This window comes from Streptomyces sp. NPDC005963, assembly GCF_040638655.1.
GTDB lineage: Bacteria > Actinomycetota > Actinomycetes > Streptomycetales > Streptomycetaceae > Streptomyces.
In genome coordinates, this window is sequence record NZ_JBEXVD010000034.1 from 40,620 (window position 1) to 56,808 (window position 16,189).

The 16,189-nt window shown below is 65.8% G+C and carries 17 protein-coding genes; 1 reads left to right on the forward strand and 16 read right to left on the reverse strand.

What is annotated here, in order from left to right; genetic code table 11:
* Positions 1 to 3: 3 nt before the first annotated feature.
* From ABZ348_RS30960 to ABZ348_RS31020, 13 genes are all read right to left on the reverse strand, one after another.
* Positions 4 to 1,491: a siphovirus ReqiPepy6 Gp37-like family protein gene (locus ABZ348_RS30960; RefSeq protein ID WP_358938694.1), complete on the reverse strand. Its 1,488-nt coding sequence runs from the start codon at positions 1,489 to 1,491 to the stop codon at positions 4 to 6.
* Positions 1,492 to 2,319, reverse strand: coding sequence for a phage tail family protein (locus tag ABZ348_RS30965; RefSeq protein ID WP_358938696.1), 828 nt, complete (start codon positions 2,317 to 2,319; stop codon positions 1,492 to 1,494).
* Between the two features lie 34 nt (positions 2,320 to 2,353).
* On the reverse strand, positions 2,354 to 5,599 hold the full coding sequence (locus ABZ348_RS30970) for a hypothetical protein (protein ID WP_358938698.1): 3,246 nt from the start codon (positions 5,597 to 5,599) through the stop codon (positions 2,354 to 2,356).
* A gap of 42 nt (positions 5,600 to 5,641) precedes the next feature.
* Positions 5,642 to 5,836, reverse strand: coding sequence for a hypothetical protein (locus tag ABZ348_RS30975; RefSeq protein ID WP_358938700.1), 195 nt, complete (start codon positions 5,834 to 5,836; stop codon positions 5,642 to 5,644).
* Positions 5,837 to 6,030: 194 nt separating this feature from the next.
* Positions 6,031 to 6,372, reverse strand: a complete 342-nt coding sequence (locus tag ABZ348_RS30980; RefSeq protein WP_358938702.1) for a phage tail assembly protein — start codon at positions 6,370 to 6,372, stop codon at positions 6,031 to 6,033.
* 123 nt (positions 6,373 to 6,495) lie between these two features.
* Complete coding sequence (locus ABZ348_RS30985) at positions 6,496 to 7,236, reverse strand: hypothetical protein (protein ID WP_358938704.1); 741 nt, start codon at positions 7,234 to 7,236, stop codon at positions 6,496 to 6,498.
* A gap of 79 nt (positions 7,237 to 7,315) precedes the next feature.
* A complete protein-coding gene (locus ABZ348_RS30990) occupies positions 7,316 to 7,813 on the reverse strand; it encodes a hypothetical protein (RefSeq protein ID WP_358938706.1) in 498 nt (165 codons plus the stop codon).
* Positions 7,813 to 8,190: a DUF5403 family protein gene (locus tag ABZ348_RS30995; RefSeq protein ID WP_358938708.1), complete on the reverse strand. Its 378-nt coding sequence runs from the start codon at positions 8,188 to 8,190 to the stop codon at positions 7,813 to 7,815. The genes ABZ348_RS30990 and ABZ348_RS30995 overlap by 1 nt, the downstream gene beginning before the upstream one ends.
* Entirely contained in the window at positions 8,190 to 8,528 is a 339-nt protein-coding gene (locus tag ABZ348_RS31000; RefSeq protein ID WP_358938710.1) for a phage head-tail adapter protein, read from the reverse strand. Before ABZ348_RS31000 ends, ABZ348_RS30995 begins: the two co-directional genes overlap by 1 nt.
* On the reverse strand, positions 8,525 to 8,989 hold the full coding sequence (locus ABZ348_RS31005) for a hypothetical protein (protein WP_358938712.1): 465 nt from the start codon (positions 8,987 to 8,989) through the stop codon (positions 8,525 to 8,527). Before ABZ348_RS31005 ends, ABZ348_RS31000 begins: the two co-directional genes overlap by 4 nt.
* Before the next feature lie 74 nt (positions 8,990 to 9,063).
* Entirely contained in the window at positions 9,064 to 10,110 is a 1,047-nt protein-coding gene (locus ABZ348_RS31010; RefSeq protein ID WP_358938714.1) for a hypothetical protein, read from the reverse strand.
* A gap of 64 nt (positions 10,111 to 10,174) precedes the next feature.
* Positions 10,175 to 10,681 carry a hypothetical protein gene (locus ABZ348_RS31015; RefSeq protein WP_358938716.1) on the reverse strand — a complete coding sequence of 169 codons (507 nt, stop codon included), beginning with the start codon at positions 10,679 to 10,681 and terminating at the stop codon, positions 10,175 to 10,177.
* Positions 10,682 to 10,683: 2 nt separating this feature from the next.
* Complete coding sequence (locus tag ABZ348_RS31020; protein WP_358938718.1) at positions 10,684 to 11,652, reverse strand: hypothetical protein; 969 nt, start codon at positions 11,650 to 11,652, stop codon at positions 10,684 to 10,686.
* Between ABZ348_RS31020 and ABZ348_RS31025 the strand changes: the two genes are divergently transcribed.
* Entirely contained in the window at positions 11,651 to 11,779 is a 129-nt protein-coding gene (locus tag ABZ348_RS31025) for a hypothetical protein (RefSeq protein WP_358938720.1), read from the forward strand. The genes ABZ348_RS31020 and ABZ348_RS31025 overlap by 2 nt on opposite strands.
* Before the next feature lie 61 nt (positions 11,780 to 11,840).
* Here ABZ348_RS31025 and ABZ348_RS31030 read toward each other — a convergent pair whose 3' ends face one another.
* From ABZ348_RS31030 to ABZ348_RS31040, 3 genes are read right to left on the reverse strand one after another with little or no spacing between them, the layout of a single operon-like run.
* A complete protein-coding gene (locus ABZ348_RS31030) occupies positions 11,841 to 13,325 on the reverse strand; it encodes a phage portal protein (RefSeq protein WP_358938721.1) in 1,485 nt (494 codons plus the stop codon).
* A gap of 30 nt (positions 13,326 to 13,355) precedes the next feature.
* Positions 13,356 to 15,017, reverse strand: coding sequence for a terminase (locus ABZ348_RS31035; protein ID WP_358938723.1), 1,662 nt, complete (start codon positions 15,015 to 15,017; stop codon positions 13,356 to 13,358).
* A 16-nt stretch (positions 15,018 to 15,033) separates the two neighbouring features.
* A complete protein-coding gene (locus tag ABZ348_RS31040; protein ID WP_358938725.1) occupies positions 15,034 to 15,462 on the reverse strand; it encodes a hypothetical protein in 429 nt (142 codons plus the stop codon).
* Positions 15,463 to 16,189: the final 727 nt, after the last annotated feature.

The window sequence follows — 16,189 nt, forward strand, 5'->3', positions numbered from 1 at the left end:
TGATTAAGCCTCCTGATAGTCGACTTGGATGGTGATCGCAGACGGAGTTCCCACGACGGCGCGGACAGCGACGGCCAGACTGTCGCCCGGCTCCAGCGAGGCGCCCCCTGTCGGCGCACTGGAGAGCCAGGAGTCGGCGACCGCGAGGGAGAGGTCAAGGTCGAGAACATCGACACCTCCGGCCTTGGCATTGATCGTGGCGCCGAGTCCGCCCGCCCTGTATCCACGGACGGCGACGATGGAGCAGGCGCGAGGCGCCTGCCAGATGACGTGGGATGCGACCGCGGCCGGCGTGATGACGACTGAGCGGCTAGCGATCCTCGGGCCACCCTCGCCGGACCGCTCCAGGTGGGAAACTCGCGACTCGGTGTCGGTTACGCGCTTGCTCAGCGCGGCGTCCCGATCGAACCCTGTTGGGTCGCCCAACAAGGCGCCGACTCGAAAGCCATCGGCACCCACCTTCAGCGCTACGCCGGTCGCCGTGGACTTCAGCTCTGCGCCTCCGGCCACGACCGACACGCGGTCGCCGAGGCTCCAGTCGACGCCGAGTCGCATCGCGGAGTCGTCGACAGGGACGACCTGCGCCCCGATTGTGGTGTAGCCCTCCTCCTCCATGACCTGTGTGCCGGCCTGTTGGAGCTCCTCCGGCTTGTCGGTGTTGCGCTGGTCCACGAAGCGCTCGATGCGCCGCCCCCACTCGTCCTCGGCGGCGACCGATGCGGCAGTGTCGACCTGAAGGAACTGTCGGCTCGTCAGCTCACCTTGTCCAGCCACAATTGCTCGCGTGGCCCCGGGCGGAGAGACCTCTACCCGCTGCCCCGAGAGGGTGCCGTTCAGCACGTCCAACCGGATCACATCGGACCGATCGGCGATAGCGCGCGTCTCGAAGACGAGCACCCCTCCGCGTTGAACAACCCGAAAACCTAGGTCGCCGAGCGCGGCCAGCTCTGCGAGTAGTTGCCCGAGCACCGGGAAGCGGGCCGACTTCGTGACGACCGGCCCGCGCCCCAGGTCGGGGCCCAATGTCAGGTTCGTCTTACGTCGTTGGATGGGTGCCAGCGGGCCGATGTTCGCAGCTACGTATGCGTGCATGACGGTCTCGACGGGGCCGTGTCGAACATCGTGAGACAGCGTTTGCGTGGCACCGTCCGCGTTGGTTGGATCGGGATAGGCCAGCATGTCAGCAAGCACAACACTGTCTGACACACCCTCGAACACAACGCTCCCACCCGGGTCTTCGGGCGTCGCTGTGTGCTCGGACTTGACGACCGGGCCGGAGAGGAGGACGTCTCCAGGGCCGGTGATGATCAAGCCCGCACCAGGCGTGCGAAGGATGTCGGCGAGGGGGTGCTCCGCGGCCAGGGTGGTCTTCCAGACACCAACGTTGTTGAAGCGCTCCTCCATGTCGAGCGATAGCTCCTCGGGGCGTATGAGCCCGCGGCGCGCGAGGGACTTGTCCCGAACCTCAACGGTGAGATCGTCCAGTCGCACTTAGACCACCATCCACTTCCGGGGGCGCCAGGAACACACGATCTTCGAGGAGGTGTCGACGCCGTTGAGCGAAGCCACCGCGACGGAGGTCCCGGGTCGGACCGTCCAAAACCTCGGAGCCGGAGCGAGCTGCGAGTAGCGGTTGGCGCCCGACTGGTCCACGACCGTGCCGCGGCGGGTGTCGAGTGTGAGCGTCTCGCCGGCCGCGAGGTTGCCAACCCACTTCAGACGCTCACCTGCCGGCGAGACCGCCTCGAAGTCGGCGCCGGGGCCGTGGACTTCCCACACGGGGTAGGCGTCCGCATCTCCGTCGTTGGTCAGGGTGATTTGACCGATGGCCTGAGACGAGGTGACCTTCAGCCGGACTAGATTGGACAGGAAGCCGGCCGTCCCGGCAGAGCCGATCGTTCGACTCTGGGACTGCGACGATGTCCAGTACGGATCTCCCGCGCGAAGCGTGATGACTGATCGCCACTCCCGCTCTCCCGTTGTGTCCACGCCGTACGCGGCCTCCCCACCGCCTACGCGGCGCACAGTGGTCGACCACTGTGCGCCAGTGTCGTCCTGGAGGATGAGGCTGCACTCCCCGGCCAGCGCCAGGGCCAGCCGGGAGAGCAGCGTTTGTAGGTGTCGGCGGTCGCGAGCAAAGATCTCCAAGGGGAGGTCGATGTCGCGCGCCAGGATGCGCGTACGGCGATAGAGGGCGCCGTCTCCGGCGCCTTCGAGCCACTGCACAGCGACGGCCGGAAGACCGAAGCCCGTGGCGCCGGACGTCGCCTGAAAGCCCGTCCCCTTCTCGGCGATACCGTCGAGGTCCAGGATATCCACGCCGCTATCAAGCAACAGCTTCGGCATTCTTTGATCACCATCCAAACCGCGCTCGACTCGCAGCAGAGAACAGATCCTCTTCGGAACTGATAGAGGAGCCGGGCGCTGCGAAGTAGTTGAAGACCTTCGTGGCTCCGCCGCCTTCGGGATGGGCGAGCGAGGAGCTAATGGCGGACGTGACGCCGCGAGCCGCGCCGAGCCCACCCATGCCGGGTGTGTCGAAATCGACGCCAGCGACATCTCGCGTGAGCCCGTATAGCGACTTACGCACGGCGCCGTATCGGGATTCCAGGCCGCGAATGAATCCGTCAATCACCAGCTGTCCTGCACCCACGAGAAGGACTCGGTCCAGGGATTCGGGGCCTTTCCAGTCCGTCAGCTTGCTCGTCAGGTCACCCAGCGTGGATTTGACCGAGCCGAACATGTTCTTCACGCCGTCAATGAAGCCCTGGATTAGCTTTCGCCCCGCGCTTGCGAGCGTGGACCCCAGGTCTCCAAGCGCCGACTTCGCCTTACCGGGTAGATCGCGGATGAATTGGACGGCAGTCCTGATGCCGTCCTCTACCGCGGTCTTCAATCGGCTCATCCCTGTAGTGGCGAGCGACTTGACGGTGGTCCAGGTGTCCGAGAAGAAGCTCTTGATGCCATCCCAGATCCGGGTCCACGCGCCACGGATCGCGCTGAGGCCGTCATCGATGGCCCCGCGAATGCCGGCCATGAAGACGCCAGCTCCGCCCTTGATGCTGTTCCAGATACCAACGACGAATGACTTGATGCCGTTCCAGATGTCATCCCAGAGGCCCTTGATTCCCTTCAGGGCCTTTCCTGCCACGCCGAGAAGCCCGACATTCAGGAAGACCTTGAAGGCTCCAACGATCACATCCCAGATGCCACTAAAGACGTCCTTGATTCCGTCCCAGATTCGACCCCAGTCGTCCGTGAAGAATCCGGCGAAAATTTCCCAGACACCTTTGATGATGCCGATTGCGCCCTCGAAGACCATGGCCACGCCGTCGATAGCTGCGGCCAGGGATTGACCGATAAGAATCGCAACGAATTCGATTGCTGGTGCCAGGATCGGCATCAGGAAGTTGACCACCGCGAGCAGTGCATCCAGGAGTGGAGTAACTGCCTCGACAAGGTGCGCGAAGGCTGCGGCGAGCGGCGGGAGCACCGCGGAAACTATGTTCTGGATCACCGGAATGAGCGGCATGATCACCGCAGAGAGCAACTGAAGGAGGATGTCCACCAGCGGCATTGCGGCCGTTACGATCGCGGTCAGGAAGGTGGCAACAACAGGGAGGATCGGCGCCAGGCCCGCAATGAGTTGAGCCACAAGCGGCACCACTGCCGTCATGATCTGCGTGAACAGAGAGGCGATGACCGGGAGAATGATGCCGAGGGCCTGAAACGCCATTCCGAGCGCGTCACCGATAACCGGCACAAGCGTCATCAGGATGGGGGTGAGTTGCTGGATTACTCCCGTTAGCGTCCCGCCGAGCAGGGTGATGATCGGGGTGACCATCGGGGCGAGCTGGGCGAACGCCTGGCTGAGCGGTATCAGAGCGGCGGCCACCAGCGGGCCGAGCATCGCGGCGAAGGCCGAGACCACCTGCATAAGGGCGCCGAGCGCCTGCCCGAGCGGATTCATGGCCGGGGCGAGCGCCTGTACGGCCACAAGCAGGCCGTCGAACATCGCCTTGACGCCTTCAGTCACTGCCGGCTGCGCCAGGGCCTCAGAGATGGCGCCGAGCGCCGTCCCGATGATCGTGCCGACCACTGGAAGAACTGAGGTGAGGAGCCCGCCGAGTTCGCTGAACAGGTTTTTGACTGCCGGGCCACTGATATCGGCAATGTTGCTCATCGCCTGATGTGCCGCGGTGAAAACCTCAGTCAGGCCCTGCTGAAATCCGGGACTGTCGACGACATCATGAATCGAGGCGAGGGTGTCCCTCATCATTCCGAGGGATGAGCCGCCCGCGGCCTCGGCTGCACGAGCTACGCCCGAGAGGATTCCACCGGTCTCGTAGAGAATGCCCCCGAGGTCTTTGAGGGACTGAATGCCCTCATCGATCTCGGCTTTCAGGCCGAGCTCGCCCTTCCTGGTAAGCCATGCGTCGAAGTTCTCGGAGATCTTGACGAACCAGCCAGCCAGGTCTGGGAGATAGGACGCGCCGACCTCGCCGAGCTTGGCGATGATGGCCGCGAAGGTGTCGGTGCCGGTCGTCGCCGTGGCGATCGACTCATTGAGATAGCCGAACATCGCATCGACGACGGCGGGATTGAGGGCCGCAGTGAGCTGCGTCGCGAACGAGCCGAAGAACTGGCCCGACGCTGTCGCCGTTTGCCGAAATCCCTCCGCAAAGCGCGGGAGGAGGACGTCGACCAGCTCCTTGATCGGAGCCTTGGCCTGAGCCCAGAATTCTGCCGATATCTGGTTCTGGAGCTCGGCGAGCTTGACCTTGACTTCAGGGAGGACTTGATTGAGATCTTTGAATGCGGCAATCGTGACGCCGAGTCCAACGGCGAAGCCGCCCAGAATTCCAGGCAGCGTGAGCGATACGGCGCCGATCTGAGCGAGCGAGGCCGACAGCGCGAAGAGGTTGCTGGATGCCGACAGGCCCCAACCCGCCAGTCCGGCTATCGCTGTTGCCAGCGTTCCGATGATGGGAACGCTCTTGTCGAGGTTCTTCAGGATGTCGCCGAACTTGGTGAACATGTTGTTCAGCACGCGAATGCCAGACAGGGCAGCGAGAGACGCGGCGACCTGCGCGACAGCCGCATTGTTCAGCCGGGGGATAATGGAAACCGTGCGCGGGCGTGTAAGCGAGGCCAGGCGAGCGTTGATCGCAGCCCCAGCCCCAGCTGGCCAGTTCAGCTCTAGGTCGATTTTCTGGGGGCTGTTCTTGTCGCGCCACTCCTTCAGCTGATCGCTCATCTTGTCGAGCGACTGCTGATTGATCTCCAGATCGACATCCGTCGCACTGAGTCGGGTAGCGAAGGCGATCTTGTCGCTGGCATCAGCGCGGGCCTGTAGGGCCTTGACTGCGTTCTTGATCTCGTCGCGAATGCCCGCCATCGAGATCATCGTCAGGAAGCGGATTTTGCGAGAGTCGCTCGTCCGGTTGGTGGCGTTGATGTCTCGGATCTGCTGGAGCATCTGCTTGGTGAAGCCGGTCATGTCCAGTCGCGCCTGGATCGCCACCGGCTTGGCCGAGGCTTCTATTCGGTCGAGCTGCTTCTCCATCGCCGACTTGAAGCGGTCGGTGTCAGGGAACACTCGGACGCTAATACGGCCAACGACCTGACCTTGGGGCATCACTCACCTCCGGGCGGTGAACTTCTTGTAGATCTCCGCCACGGAGACGCGGCGCTTCGAGTCCTTCTCGGCAGCCTCGGCCACCTTGCTCTTGTTCTTGGGGCGGGGCCAGGGCTTGAACTTCGGCGCCTTGCCCTTGCCCCACTGGCCGGTGGCTCGGGTGTTCTGGTTCAGTGCGTCATAGAGGTCGGCAGACATGTGCCGGTCGACCCCCCAGCCGAAGTGCTCCCTGCCGCCCGACGCGAGAGCGACAGTCAGAGAGGTGTCAGGCAGCCTCCGCGTGAGGGCCATCACGAACATCGGGGAGGGGCCTCGCCCCTCGATCACGTCCACCAGGTCGATGCCGTAGTGAAAGCGGAGGTCGGCGTACAGCCCCTCCCCGTACTCGTCGATCAGGCGGCAGAGGCCGAGGCTTCCCCCACCTGGGCACCCTTCCCGTAGACCTCGAAGATCTCAGCGAGGACCGCCAGGTCGTCGCCGACCACAGCCAGAAGGGCTTCGGCCTTCTTGGGGTGGTCGGCGACGAGGCGGATCGCGTCGGCGATGACCTGCTCCTGTTCGGAGCCGTCCCTCTCCAGTTCGTCCTGGAGCCCGACGAGGCGCTGCCGCTTCTCCTTCGGCAAGCGGAGCGGGTTGAGCAGGTGGACGGTGGTCTTCTCGTCCACGTAGATGTCGGTCGAGCTGTACTTCGCGTCGGCTGCGGCGCGGATGTCGTCGAGAGAGAAGCTGGCCATGGGGTGCGGACCTCCAAGGAGTTGGGAGCGAGAACAGGTGCGGACCGTTGATCGGGAGCCCTCCGCAAGGAGGGCTCGGCGCGCAAGGAGGTCCGCGTCACTTGCGCGCCGAGGGCTCGGGGGTCAGGAGGCGATGCCGGTGATCCAGTCGGTGCCGTTCCAGTGGGCGTTGGAGTTGTCGCCCAGGACCACGTACTGACCGGCCGACCATGCGGTCGTCGGGCTCGCGGTGATCAGGTCGAGACCGGCGAGGTTGGCCGGGACGAGAGATCCGGAAGGGGTGAAGGCGCCGGGGATGCCGGCAGTCGCACCAAGGGCGGACACCGTGCCCAGGGGGGTGATGGCGTACGTCCAGTTGTTCGCGCCGTGAGCCATCGGCTTCACGCCGAGCGGGAGGCCGGCCAGCGACTCGGTGTCCCCTATGGAGAGGTCATCCGCGCGGTAGATCTCCGACTTCGGCGCATAGATGGCGAAGACGTTTTCCCCATCCACGAAAATGGAGAGGAACGCACAGGATGTGGGCACCGGTTCGTTAGGCACGCCGACGAGGCCGTTGGACAGGAGGGGGGCGTTCGCGCCGTAGTACAGGCGCAGCCCCTTGACGTCGAACTGCTGAAGGGTGAAGGCGATCACCTCGACACGCGTCGAGTACTTCGTTCGCAGGCTCTTGTTCTGGAGCGTGCCGATGGTCGTCGCCTCGCCACCCTCGGAGGAGATCGAGAGGATGTCCTCCAGGGATGTGTGCCCCACGGACGCCCAAGGGGAAAGAGGGGCCAGGAGGTCGGACGGCAGGTCAGTGCCGACAGGGGCCGTCAAGTAGTTGCCGCTACCAATGACGAGGGTCGCGGCGTCATTCAGTGTCACTGAGGGGCTCCTTGCTCGCGCACGCAGAGAAGCCCCGGCCGCACCTCTAGGGGCACCGGGGCTTGCGTCGCGCGGGAAGTTAGGGAAGGGGGAAGGGCTTGCTGCGCGGCTTCCTGATCTGGACGTCGTACTGCGTCTCATAGCGCCACACGCCAGTCGGCAGGTCGGCGTACTGGACGGGTCCGGTCGCCGTTGCCCAGTCGGTTGCTCGCCGGGGGGCGGAGGCCAGATCCACGCGGGTGATGTGGCCACGGCCGGGGTAGACCCGCTGGCGCAGCCAGGCTTCACGCAGGACCACGCGGACCGCCTCGGCGAGGATCGCCGCATCCTCGTCGCCATCGGGGTCAACGCAGAGGGTCTGCACTGCGATTCGCGCGGGGTCGGTGAATCGGGTATCCCCGCCCCAGCTCCCAAAGCCGGGATCTCGGCGAACGAGGACGAACGGAAAGCTCTGATCCTTTTCGATCAGCGTCTGCACGGAGATGCCGGGCAGGCCCTCGCGGAGGACCGCCAGGAGTAGGTCTTCAACCGGGGAGAGCTCAGCTAGAGCCCGGATTTCAGGGGGCAGTCCGGCCATCAGTCGAGCTTCACCTTGCCCTTCCGCTTCTTTGGCAGGTGTGAAGCCCTGGCCAGGATGAACAGGCCATCCATCTCCGCCCATTCCACAACTTCGAGCTGACCGGTCGTTCGGTTCACCCTGATGTCCTCGCCGGCCTCGCGGCCGTACTCGATCGACAGGGCCGCCTTCTGACCGCGGTCATCGGACAGGACCACATAGAAGTCGATGTCACCCTGGGCGACGTCAATCGCTGCGTGACCATCTGCGCGGTGCTCGATGAGGAGCTCCTCGGCGCGGACTGCGACCTCGAAGGCTCGCCGGTCGAGCTCGTCGGTCACGCCCTCATGGCGGGCCACGATGTGCGCCAGCCGGTCGGCGCTCTTGTACCACCGCATCAGGGGCGCTCCCTGATATCGATCGACCAGTGCCGCGTTCGGCGGGTGCCATGGTGGTAGGCGGGTGGGGTGACGATGTCCCATTGGGTGCCGAGCACCTCGACGCGCGACCAGAGAGTCACGCCGGGGAGGTCGGCATCGACGATCATGCGGGTGATGTTGATCTGTTGCTGGCCGGGGACCTCGGCGCGGGCCGACCGTTGGGGAATCAGCGCGCACCGCACCTCGTGCGGGTCGGCCGGCTCTGCGATCTGCACCCGGTTGCCGCGGTTGTCAATGTGCTCAGCGGTCTTCCAGACCCGAGCCGTCAGGCCCCGACGTCGCTGGTAGCTGCTCACCAGGGCTCCTCCTCATGTGCGAAGAGGGGGAATGGAGCTCCACCCTGGGTGGGCACGAGGCCGGCCGGCCCACGCGGGATGCGGGAGTTCCAGGCGGTCACCTCGACTGAGGTGAGTCCGCGCTTCCTGCCCCCTAGCCCCTCCAGGAGCTCGATCTCGTCGGCCGAGAAGTAGACAGTGCCCGCGTTCTCGCCCTGGTCGTCAGACCAGCCGAGCGTCTCGTCGCCGGCTCGGGACTGGGTATAGCCCGAGGGGTTGTTCATGTATCGCCGGCACGCCTTCAGCACGAGCGTCCGGGCCAGGCGCGGTGCAGACGCAGCAGTCGGCCAGTCGCGGCCCGCATGGGCGCGGGCGAGATCGGACGCGTCCTCTAGGGCCGTGGTCGCGATGCGCTCCTCGTCGGCGTCGAGCGTCCAGTCGAGCCGGCCCTTCAGCTCGTCGAGCGTGGCGAGGTCCGCCATGTCGACACCCCCTTCACTTGCGGCCACCGGCAGGGCTTGTCACACTTGCACACCCTGCCGGTTCGATAGCCCGGTCAGACCGAGGCGCCGTCAGCCGGGCCGGCGATGCCGGTGATCGCTGCCAGCTCCTGAGCCTTCGCGTCCGGACCGTCCGGGTCGGGCAGCACGTCGACCGTGGCGTCCAGGTCGAGCTTGATCGCGCGAACGAAGTGCTCGTGCGTGGACACGTACGCCTGGCCGGTACCCTCGTTGATGCCGATGAGGTGGTCCTTGATCTCGCGGAAGCCGCGGTAGGTGTTGACCACCGAGCGGTCTGTCAGGTAGTTCGCGTCGTAGTCCTGGAGCCAACGCAGGGCCACGCCGTTGTGAGAGGCGGTGCCGCCAGTCACCGAGGACGGGACGGTCGGGGCGCCGGTCGCGAAGATGAACGCGCTGCGGTGCAGGGCGAACGCCGCGTCAGCCGGGACCTCCAGAGAGACGACGATGTCGAAGCCGTAGCGCCTACCGAGGCTCGCCTCGCGCAGGGAGGAGACGGCCTCCTGCTCACCAACGTTGCTGGCCAGGTTCAGCTTGTCGTCCGACAGGAGCGCGGTCTCCCAGGCAGAGCCGACCAGGAGGACGCGACCCTCGCGCGGGACCATAAAGCGGGTGAGCACTTCGCGGGCCCGAATGAGGATGCCCTTCAGGTCGCGGCCGGACTTGGCGCCGGCCAGTGTGACGGCATAGCTCTGGCCGAGCATCTTGTCGACCGCGCCGCGCTCCAGGCCGCGCCCGATCGCTTCGACCTGCTTGGCCATGAGCTTGGTCCAGCCGCCCAAGTCCATGTCGCGCTGCTCGTCGGTCATCTTGACCGCGGAGTAGGTGTTGCCACCGAAGGCGACCGCGACGGTCTTCTCGGCGTAGTCGTCAAACTGAATGGGCGCGGCACGGTCGTTGCGCCATCCGTAGGTGCGAAACGGTAGGACGCCTTCGACCTTGACGTTGATGGTGTCGTTCTCGGTGCCCTTGTAGGCGTCGATACCCTCGCGCTGGAAGATCGCAGGCACGACGAGGGACTGCTCCAGAGCAACCGCCGCAGTTGCGGCGATTTTCCCTGGCTTGACAATGACGTGTTCGGCCACTGGGGCTTACTCCTTACGGTAGAGGGGCGCGACTCAGCGAGCGTGCCGGTTCAAGGGGTGATGGTCAGTAGCGGTTGCGGCGGAAGTCGGCCACAGCCTTGACCGGGTCGAAGTCCTCGTCGTCGTCCCCGGGATTGAGGCCCCCAGTGAGCGACTCGGGGGCTGGAGCGACCGCGAACTGCGAGAGCGCCTTCGCGTCGGCCTCCAGCTCCTCGGGGGTGGCCCCCACCAGTCGCTTGGCCAGGGCCGCGGGCAGCTCGTACTTGGCGGCCACCTCGTTGAGCAGGATCTGTCGCTCCAGCGCCTCGACCTGCTCCTTCAGTACAGCGGTCGCCGCCTCGAACTCCTCGACGGTCTTGGCCGAGCTGAGCTTGGCCTCCGTCTCGCGGAGCTTGGTGCGGTAGTTGGCCGCCTCGGCGTTGGCGTCGGTCAGCTTCTTGCGCAGCACCTCTGCGGGGACCGACTCCTCGGCCGGCTTCTGTTCCGTCTCGTCGCCCTTGGGGGCCTCGCCCTCCGGGGGCGTCTCGACGGTCTGCTCGGTCTCGGTGTTGGGGGTTTCCTGCTCAGGCATAGCTACGCCTCCTGGACGCTCGTTGCGGATCGCCGAGCCTCCTGGGCTGCGGCCTTCTGTTCTTGCCGGATGAACCGGCGCCAGGCGGACACTGCCGCCTGGCCCGACAGGCCCCGCGTCACCTTCGGCCACAGCTCCGCGTAGGAGCGGTTCAGGGCGTAAGCGGGGCTGCCGTACTGCTCGGGCGCGAAAACCGGCTCGGCGTAGCAGTGACAGTTGTCGTGGTACCGGTCGCCATCGGCGTACTCGCCTGAGTCCAGTTGGGCCAAGGTCGGCCCCGCGGCCTCCTGTGTGCGGTACGCATCGCTGCGGACGAAGCCACGCGAGATGAGCATCGCGCACCACCCGCAAGGGGTTCCCGTGCGCGAGAGTCGGACGTAACCAAGGGCTCGCCGGTCGCGGCTGGCGTGGTTCCAGACCGCGGACCGACCACCATTCATTGCGATGCGCGCGGCGGCTGCCGCTTGTTGGGCGCCCGCCTGCCGGTGGGCTTCGTTGCGCAGCCTGTCCACTTCGTCGGCTGGCTGGCTCGTGTCGATCACGTCGACCTTCGTGCCGAGAGTCTGGGGTCCGAGGGCTTCGAGGACTGTCCTCAGCTCCTCCTCGGCGTCGCGCTCGATCCGCTCCTCGTCGTCCCGCAACCCTTCGAGTTCCTCGACCAGAATTCGGTCAAGCTCGGCGTCCGAGTCTTCCTCCAACTCCTGGCCGGAGGGGCTCTCGGGGGCCTCTACAACTCCAGCGGGTGAACCGCTAGCAGTCGACGAAGGAGAGGTCGAGGGGCCGGAAGGGGAGGGGGCCGGGCGCCCCTCCTGGGGACTCGCGGCGGGCTCTCCTGCCAGCGCGGCAAACTCTCGCCGCAGGACGTCCAGAGTCACGTACGTGGGCTCCGGGTGGTACGGATCGGCGACCGTGGTTCCCGTCCGCAGGGCGCGAGCCAGGCGATAGTAGGCGCGGGCAAGGTCGCGGCTCATGCGCCGCCGAGTCATGACCATTGTGATGGCCCGCCTCAGCCAAGCGCCCGCGGTGGACGCCTGGCTCGTGACCGGCACCTCGCCCCAGAGGCTGATGGCCTCGGCGGTGGTCTCGACCCCGATCTGAGTCAAGGCCACCTGGAATGCGGCTGACGCGCGATCAGCCTCGGACTGATGGGCCGCGGTTGTCATGCGGCGATCAGCCCCTCACTGGACGTGGCCGGCACTGAGGGTGCGGGCGTCGCGCGAGTCAGGGCGTTCGCCAGCCGCCCCACCGAGTCCTCGCTCTCGGCCAGCTCCACCCAGTCCTCATACTCAGATTGAGTCACGCCCGGCACGCGCTTCCACAGGCCCCGCCTCGGAATACCGAGCAAGTCGGCGAGCTTGCCGAGAGCGTCAGCGGCCTGCGCGAGGCTGCGCGACTCCATGTCGCGCCACTTCACTTCGCCGTGGAAGTCCTCGGCGGCGGACGTCTGCCCCTCCAGCTCGGCGGCCAGCCTGAACACTCGCTCCCATGCTTCACCGAAGATGCTCCGGAACTCGCCCACCTTGCGCGCTAGCGCCGTCTCGGCGGCCAAGAGGGCCTCGGCAGACAAGTTGGCGATCTGGCCAAGCAGGTGGTGGGGCGGGGTCTGCGAGATGGCGGCGAGATGCCGAATACTCATGTCTACCGAGTCGATCAGCGAACCGATCGGACCGGCCGGAAGGGAGCCGAATTTGACGTCCGGATCTTCCGCGAACAGGAAGCGCCTGGCGTTGTGGTTGATCTGCTCCGGGATTGGATGCCCGTCCGGCCCGAGCTTGGGCCGGCTCTCGACAGCAAGGGCCGGGTCCGTGACCACTGCCCCGTTCTCGTCCAGAAGTTCCATCTGCATGGGCGGGGCCATGCCGGTGGCGTATCGCACCTCGTGCGAGGTGTACGTCTGGGCGACCAGAGTGTCAAAGACGGTTTGATTGATGCGATCCTGGAGCGAGATCATCGGCTCGATGACACCGATCGTTCGACCTTCGAGGTCGACCGAGGCGGCGAAGCGGGTGACGGGGCACTCGCTGGCCCCGTGCGGCTTCAGCGCCGTGACCCGCACGCTGTCCAGGTCGGCCCTGGACGCGTATGTCACTTCGTATTCGCGCTTAGCGTCCCACATGCGGGCCTTGCCGCGGGTCTTGCCCTTGGGCTTGGCGACGATCGTGAGAGCGGCGTACGGGGTCTCATCGTTGGCAGGGTCCTCATAGAGAGCCGCAGTCTTCAGGGCCGACAACCCCTTAGAGATGACGCCCTTGCTGGTCCTCTCCGTCACGACGAACGAGTGCCCGAACTTCAGGGCCCCCCTATAGATCGCGGCTTGACGGGCGTCGAGTCGCGAGCGCTGCCAGTGAGACCACTCAGTGCTCTGCGAGGAAGGCGCCTCGGGGAGGCCATCGACCTTCGCGGCGCCGGGCCGGAACCCGTCGACATAGAGGGCCTGAGCGGGAGTCCCGACCAGCAAGGGCATCCAGTTGGATACCGCACGCTTCGCTAGGAGTCGATACTCGTCGTCCGCGCGGGGCGGCATGTACGGATCGTCATGTTCGCCCCGGTCGTAGCGGTCGATCCTTTCGAGGGTTTCCATGTCGCGGTCGAGGACCGCAAGGAGCTCCCTCGCTAGCGCTACCGAACTGACAGCGCTCGCCATAACTCACCCCCTTGTCACACTTGCACACTGCTACATGAAATGACCCCGCCCGCTCCGCTTGCGGACCCGCTTGCCGCGGGCGCGCAGGTCGTACAGCGCCTCGTGCGCGAGCATCAGCGCGGCGTAGGCGTCGACCTTGCGGGGCGAGTCCTTGGACTTCTTGCGGAACGAGATGCCATGGCCGTTGGTCGCCCTCTGGGCGTTCAGTGCGTGCCGGCGCAGCACCGCACTACCGTCGTAGCGGAGCTTCTCATCGAAGACGGACCGCATCAGGCGCTCGTGCGCCAGGGTCGAGGTCTTCAGTGACGATCGCATGTCCCAGCCGATCGAGTCCTTCCCGAGCGGCGAGCGAACCGCGAGGCCCTCGCCGTAAGCGTCGTCCCACTCGGAGATGTACGACTCCCAGAGGGCGACGTCGGCGTAGAAACCCTGCACTGAGTACGTCCTGAAGGCGTCATGCACGGCCGAGTCCACAGCGGCACGAGGAACCACCCAGCCGTCGCCCTGGGGGCCATCCGGCCTCTCCCAGACTCCGAGCACGAAGGCGCACATGTCCCGCACGCGCAAAGCGATCAGGGCTGTGCTGTCGTCCGTCTTGCCGCCGTCGAAGCCGAGGGTTACCTCGTCGCCAGGCTGAAGCGTCTTCAACTCGTCGAGCAGGGCGGCCCACTGCGCCTTCCCGTACAACGCGTCCTCTTCGGCGACAATTTGGTTCAGGTACATGCGCCGCGAACGCGAGGCCGAGATCGTCACATTCATGACGGACTTGATGATCGACTCGACCTTCAGCCAGACCGCGTCTCCCCGGATCTTGGGGAGAACGATCCGCAGCGCCTCGGGCGTAAGCGGGGTCTTGGGGTGGGCCTCGATCGAGTCATAGAGGGCGCCGACGTCGACCGCCTTGCCCTCGCAGACTTTTTCGTACGCCTCGCGCATTCGCTCGGCGACGCTGTCCTCGCCGGGCATGAACGCGTTGGTGATCGACAGGTAGCGGCTGTCCATCTTCGTGGCGTTGCCGTCGATGGTCTCGTACATCCGGTGGCCGCCATTGCCTGAGATCCAGTGATGGGTCTCGTTGAGCAGTGTGAAGGTGGTGCGCTTGCCCTCGATGGCCCGGTATGAGCTGGTGACCGCCTGAAGGCGCTTCCGGCCCCGGTCGGCACGGATGAGCTCGGCGCCCATCTTGATGCCGTACGTCTGGATGAGCTTCGGCCCCATCAGGACCGGCAGGTAGCCCATCGTGTTCGTGGTCTGCTCCTGGCTGACCGCGGTCACCTGCACCCACGCCTGCGGGTGCGCCTTGGCTACTGGCTCACCGTTCTCATCCCAGTGCGAGAAGCGGGAAGGTCCGACGAACTCGACCAGCGAGATCACGGCCAGCAAGGGATCTTTGCCCCAGCCCTTCAGCCGCTGCAAGACGCCGGTCCGGTAGATGAACTCGCCGTCCTCGTCGATGGCGTACCACCACAGGAGGAAGCGGAGCTGCTCGCGGGTGAAGCGCCAAGGAATGCGCCGCTCGTCGGTCGAGCCTTCGCCGTCGAGGTACTCGGCGCACCAGCCGGCGATCTGCCATCCAAGCGTGTGTGTGGGGAGCTTCCAACGACCGAAGGCGTCCCTCATCCAGGTGGGGCCGTGGAACTCGGGTTCGAGGGCCTCGATCTCCTCAATCGAGAGAGGCTTAGGCGCAGCCATGGCCCACCCCCATTAGCTAGGTTTCGAGCCCGAGCTCCCTCTTGTAGTCGGCGATAGCCACGACGGACGCGGAGTCGTTCTCGGGTGCAGGCTCGGTCAGTTCGATGCGAACACGACGCCGGTCGCCCTCGGCGACGAGGAGTCGCTCGAAGGCGCTGTAGATGGTCTGGAGCATCTGTCCCGAGCGCTTGCCGGACTTCTTGTAGTGCGACAAGTCTTCACACAGCGAGTAGGCGAGGGCCCAGTCGGAGTTTTGGTAGAAGTCGGCCTGACCGGACGACTTCATGCCGTCCCACAATCGCTGGGCGATGGGATGCCAACTCCGATCCGCGTTCGGGATCTTCGTCTCGCGCGCCAGGCCCTTAGTTACGGGCTGAACGTCCGAACCCTTGCGCTCGCGCGGGCGAGCCAGGTCGGCTTCTCGGTTGGGTACGGGTCCGGGCACTGGCTCACCCCCTCGGAGCGCTAGAAAAGGCCGCCAGTTAGGAAGTGGACAGCCAGCCATGTAACGAAGGCCAAGAGGGCGAGCCGTCGCAGTCGTGTCGTTCCGTCCGCCCTGGTGCCCCTCTTGGTATGGAACCAGGCCCACACATGCTCGGAGAGGGTGTCGCCAGGCGCCTTGCGGGCCAGAGCCGCACCCTCGATTACGCAGAAGGCCGCGAGCCATCCGACCCACAGCCAGGACCAGATGTCCACTCGTCGTCGCCTCCAAGTTCTCGGGCGTTACGACGCGCGGCCCGGTAAGCGCGGACGGGGCTATTTGTTTGAAGGAGCATGACCGTCAACCGCTCCTTGTGCGCCGCCCGAGATCGAACCCGGGGACCGGGGTGCACGCTCCGGTCGCGAACCTGCCGACGCTCCCGCCATGGACGGGAAGTTTCAGCCCCCTGGTGGTTAGCCAGGGGGCGGGCACCGCACCAGGGGAGAGGAGGGCCCTGGGGTGCCAACCGGTGTCTCGACGAGCGAGGCTCGGAGCACCAGGCTTACAGGAGGCCGGGGTGGGCCTCGGTCCGTTGGAAGCGCTTCGCAATCCGGCGCCGTTTGGCGGCCAGGGCAGCAGCGCCCTCCCTGGACGACTTGCGCTGGTGATGCCATCCGCAGAGCGATGTCAGATTGGCTTCTCGATGATCGTCACCAGCGACGATGTGGTCCACGTCGGTGGCCGGCTCGGC

What these genes read in the sequence shown, in the direction of transcription:
- ABZ348_RS30975 (WP_358938700.1), bottom strand. Translation starts at nt 5,836, where the DNA reads ATGTCTGCCGACCTCTATGACGCACTGAACCAGAACACCCGAGCCACC.
- ABZ348_RS30980 (WP_358938702.1), bottom strand. Translation starts at nt 6,372, where the DNA reads ATGGCCAGCTTCTCTCTCGACGACATCCGCGCCGCAGCCGACGCGAAG.
- ABZ348_RS30990 (WP_358938706.1), bottom strand. Translation starts at nt 7,813, where the DNA reads ATGGCCGGACTGCCCCCTGAAATCCGGGCTCTAGCTGAGCTCTCCCCG.
- ABZ348_RS30995 (WP_358938708.1), bottom strand. Translation starts at nt 8,190, where the DNA reads ATGCGGTGGTACAAGAGCGCCGACCGGCTGGCGCACATCGTGGCCCGC.
- ABZ348_RS31005 (WP_358938712.1), bottom strand. Translation starts at nt 8,989, where the DNA reads ATGGCGGACCTCGCCACGCTCGACGAGCTGAAGGGCCGGCTCGACTGG.
- ABZ348_RS31015 (WP_358938716.1), bottom strand. Translation starts at nt 10,681, where the DNA reads ATGCCTGAGCAGGAAACCCCCAACACCGAGACCGAGCAGACCGTCGAG.
- ABZ348_RS31025 (WP_358938720.1), top strand. Translation starts at nt 11,651, where the DNA reads ATGCGCCGCCGAGTCATGACCATTGTGATGGCCCGCCTCAGCCAAGCG.
- ABZ348_RS31020 (WP_358938718.1), bottom strand. Translation starts at nt 11,652, where the DNA reads ATGAGCCGCGACCTTGCCCGCGCCTACTATCGCCTGGCTCGCGCCCTG.
- ABZ348_RS31030 (WP_358938721.1), bottom strand. Translation starts at nt 13,325, where the DNA reads ATGGCGAGCGCTGTCAGTTCGGTAGCGCTAGCGAGGGAGCTCCTTGCG.
- ABZ348_RS31035 (WP_358938723.1), bottom strand. Translation starts at nt 15,017, where the DNA reads ATGGCTGCGCCTAAGCCTCTCTCGATTGAGGAGATCGAGGCCCTCGAA.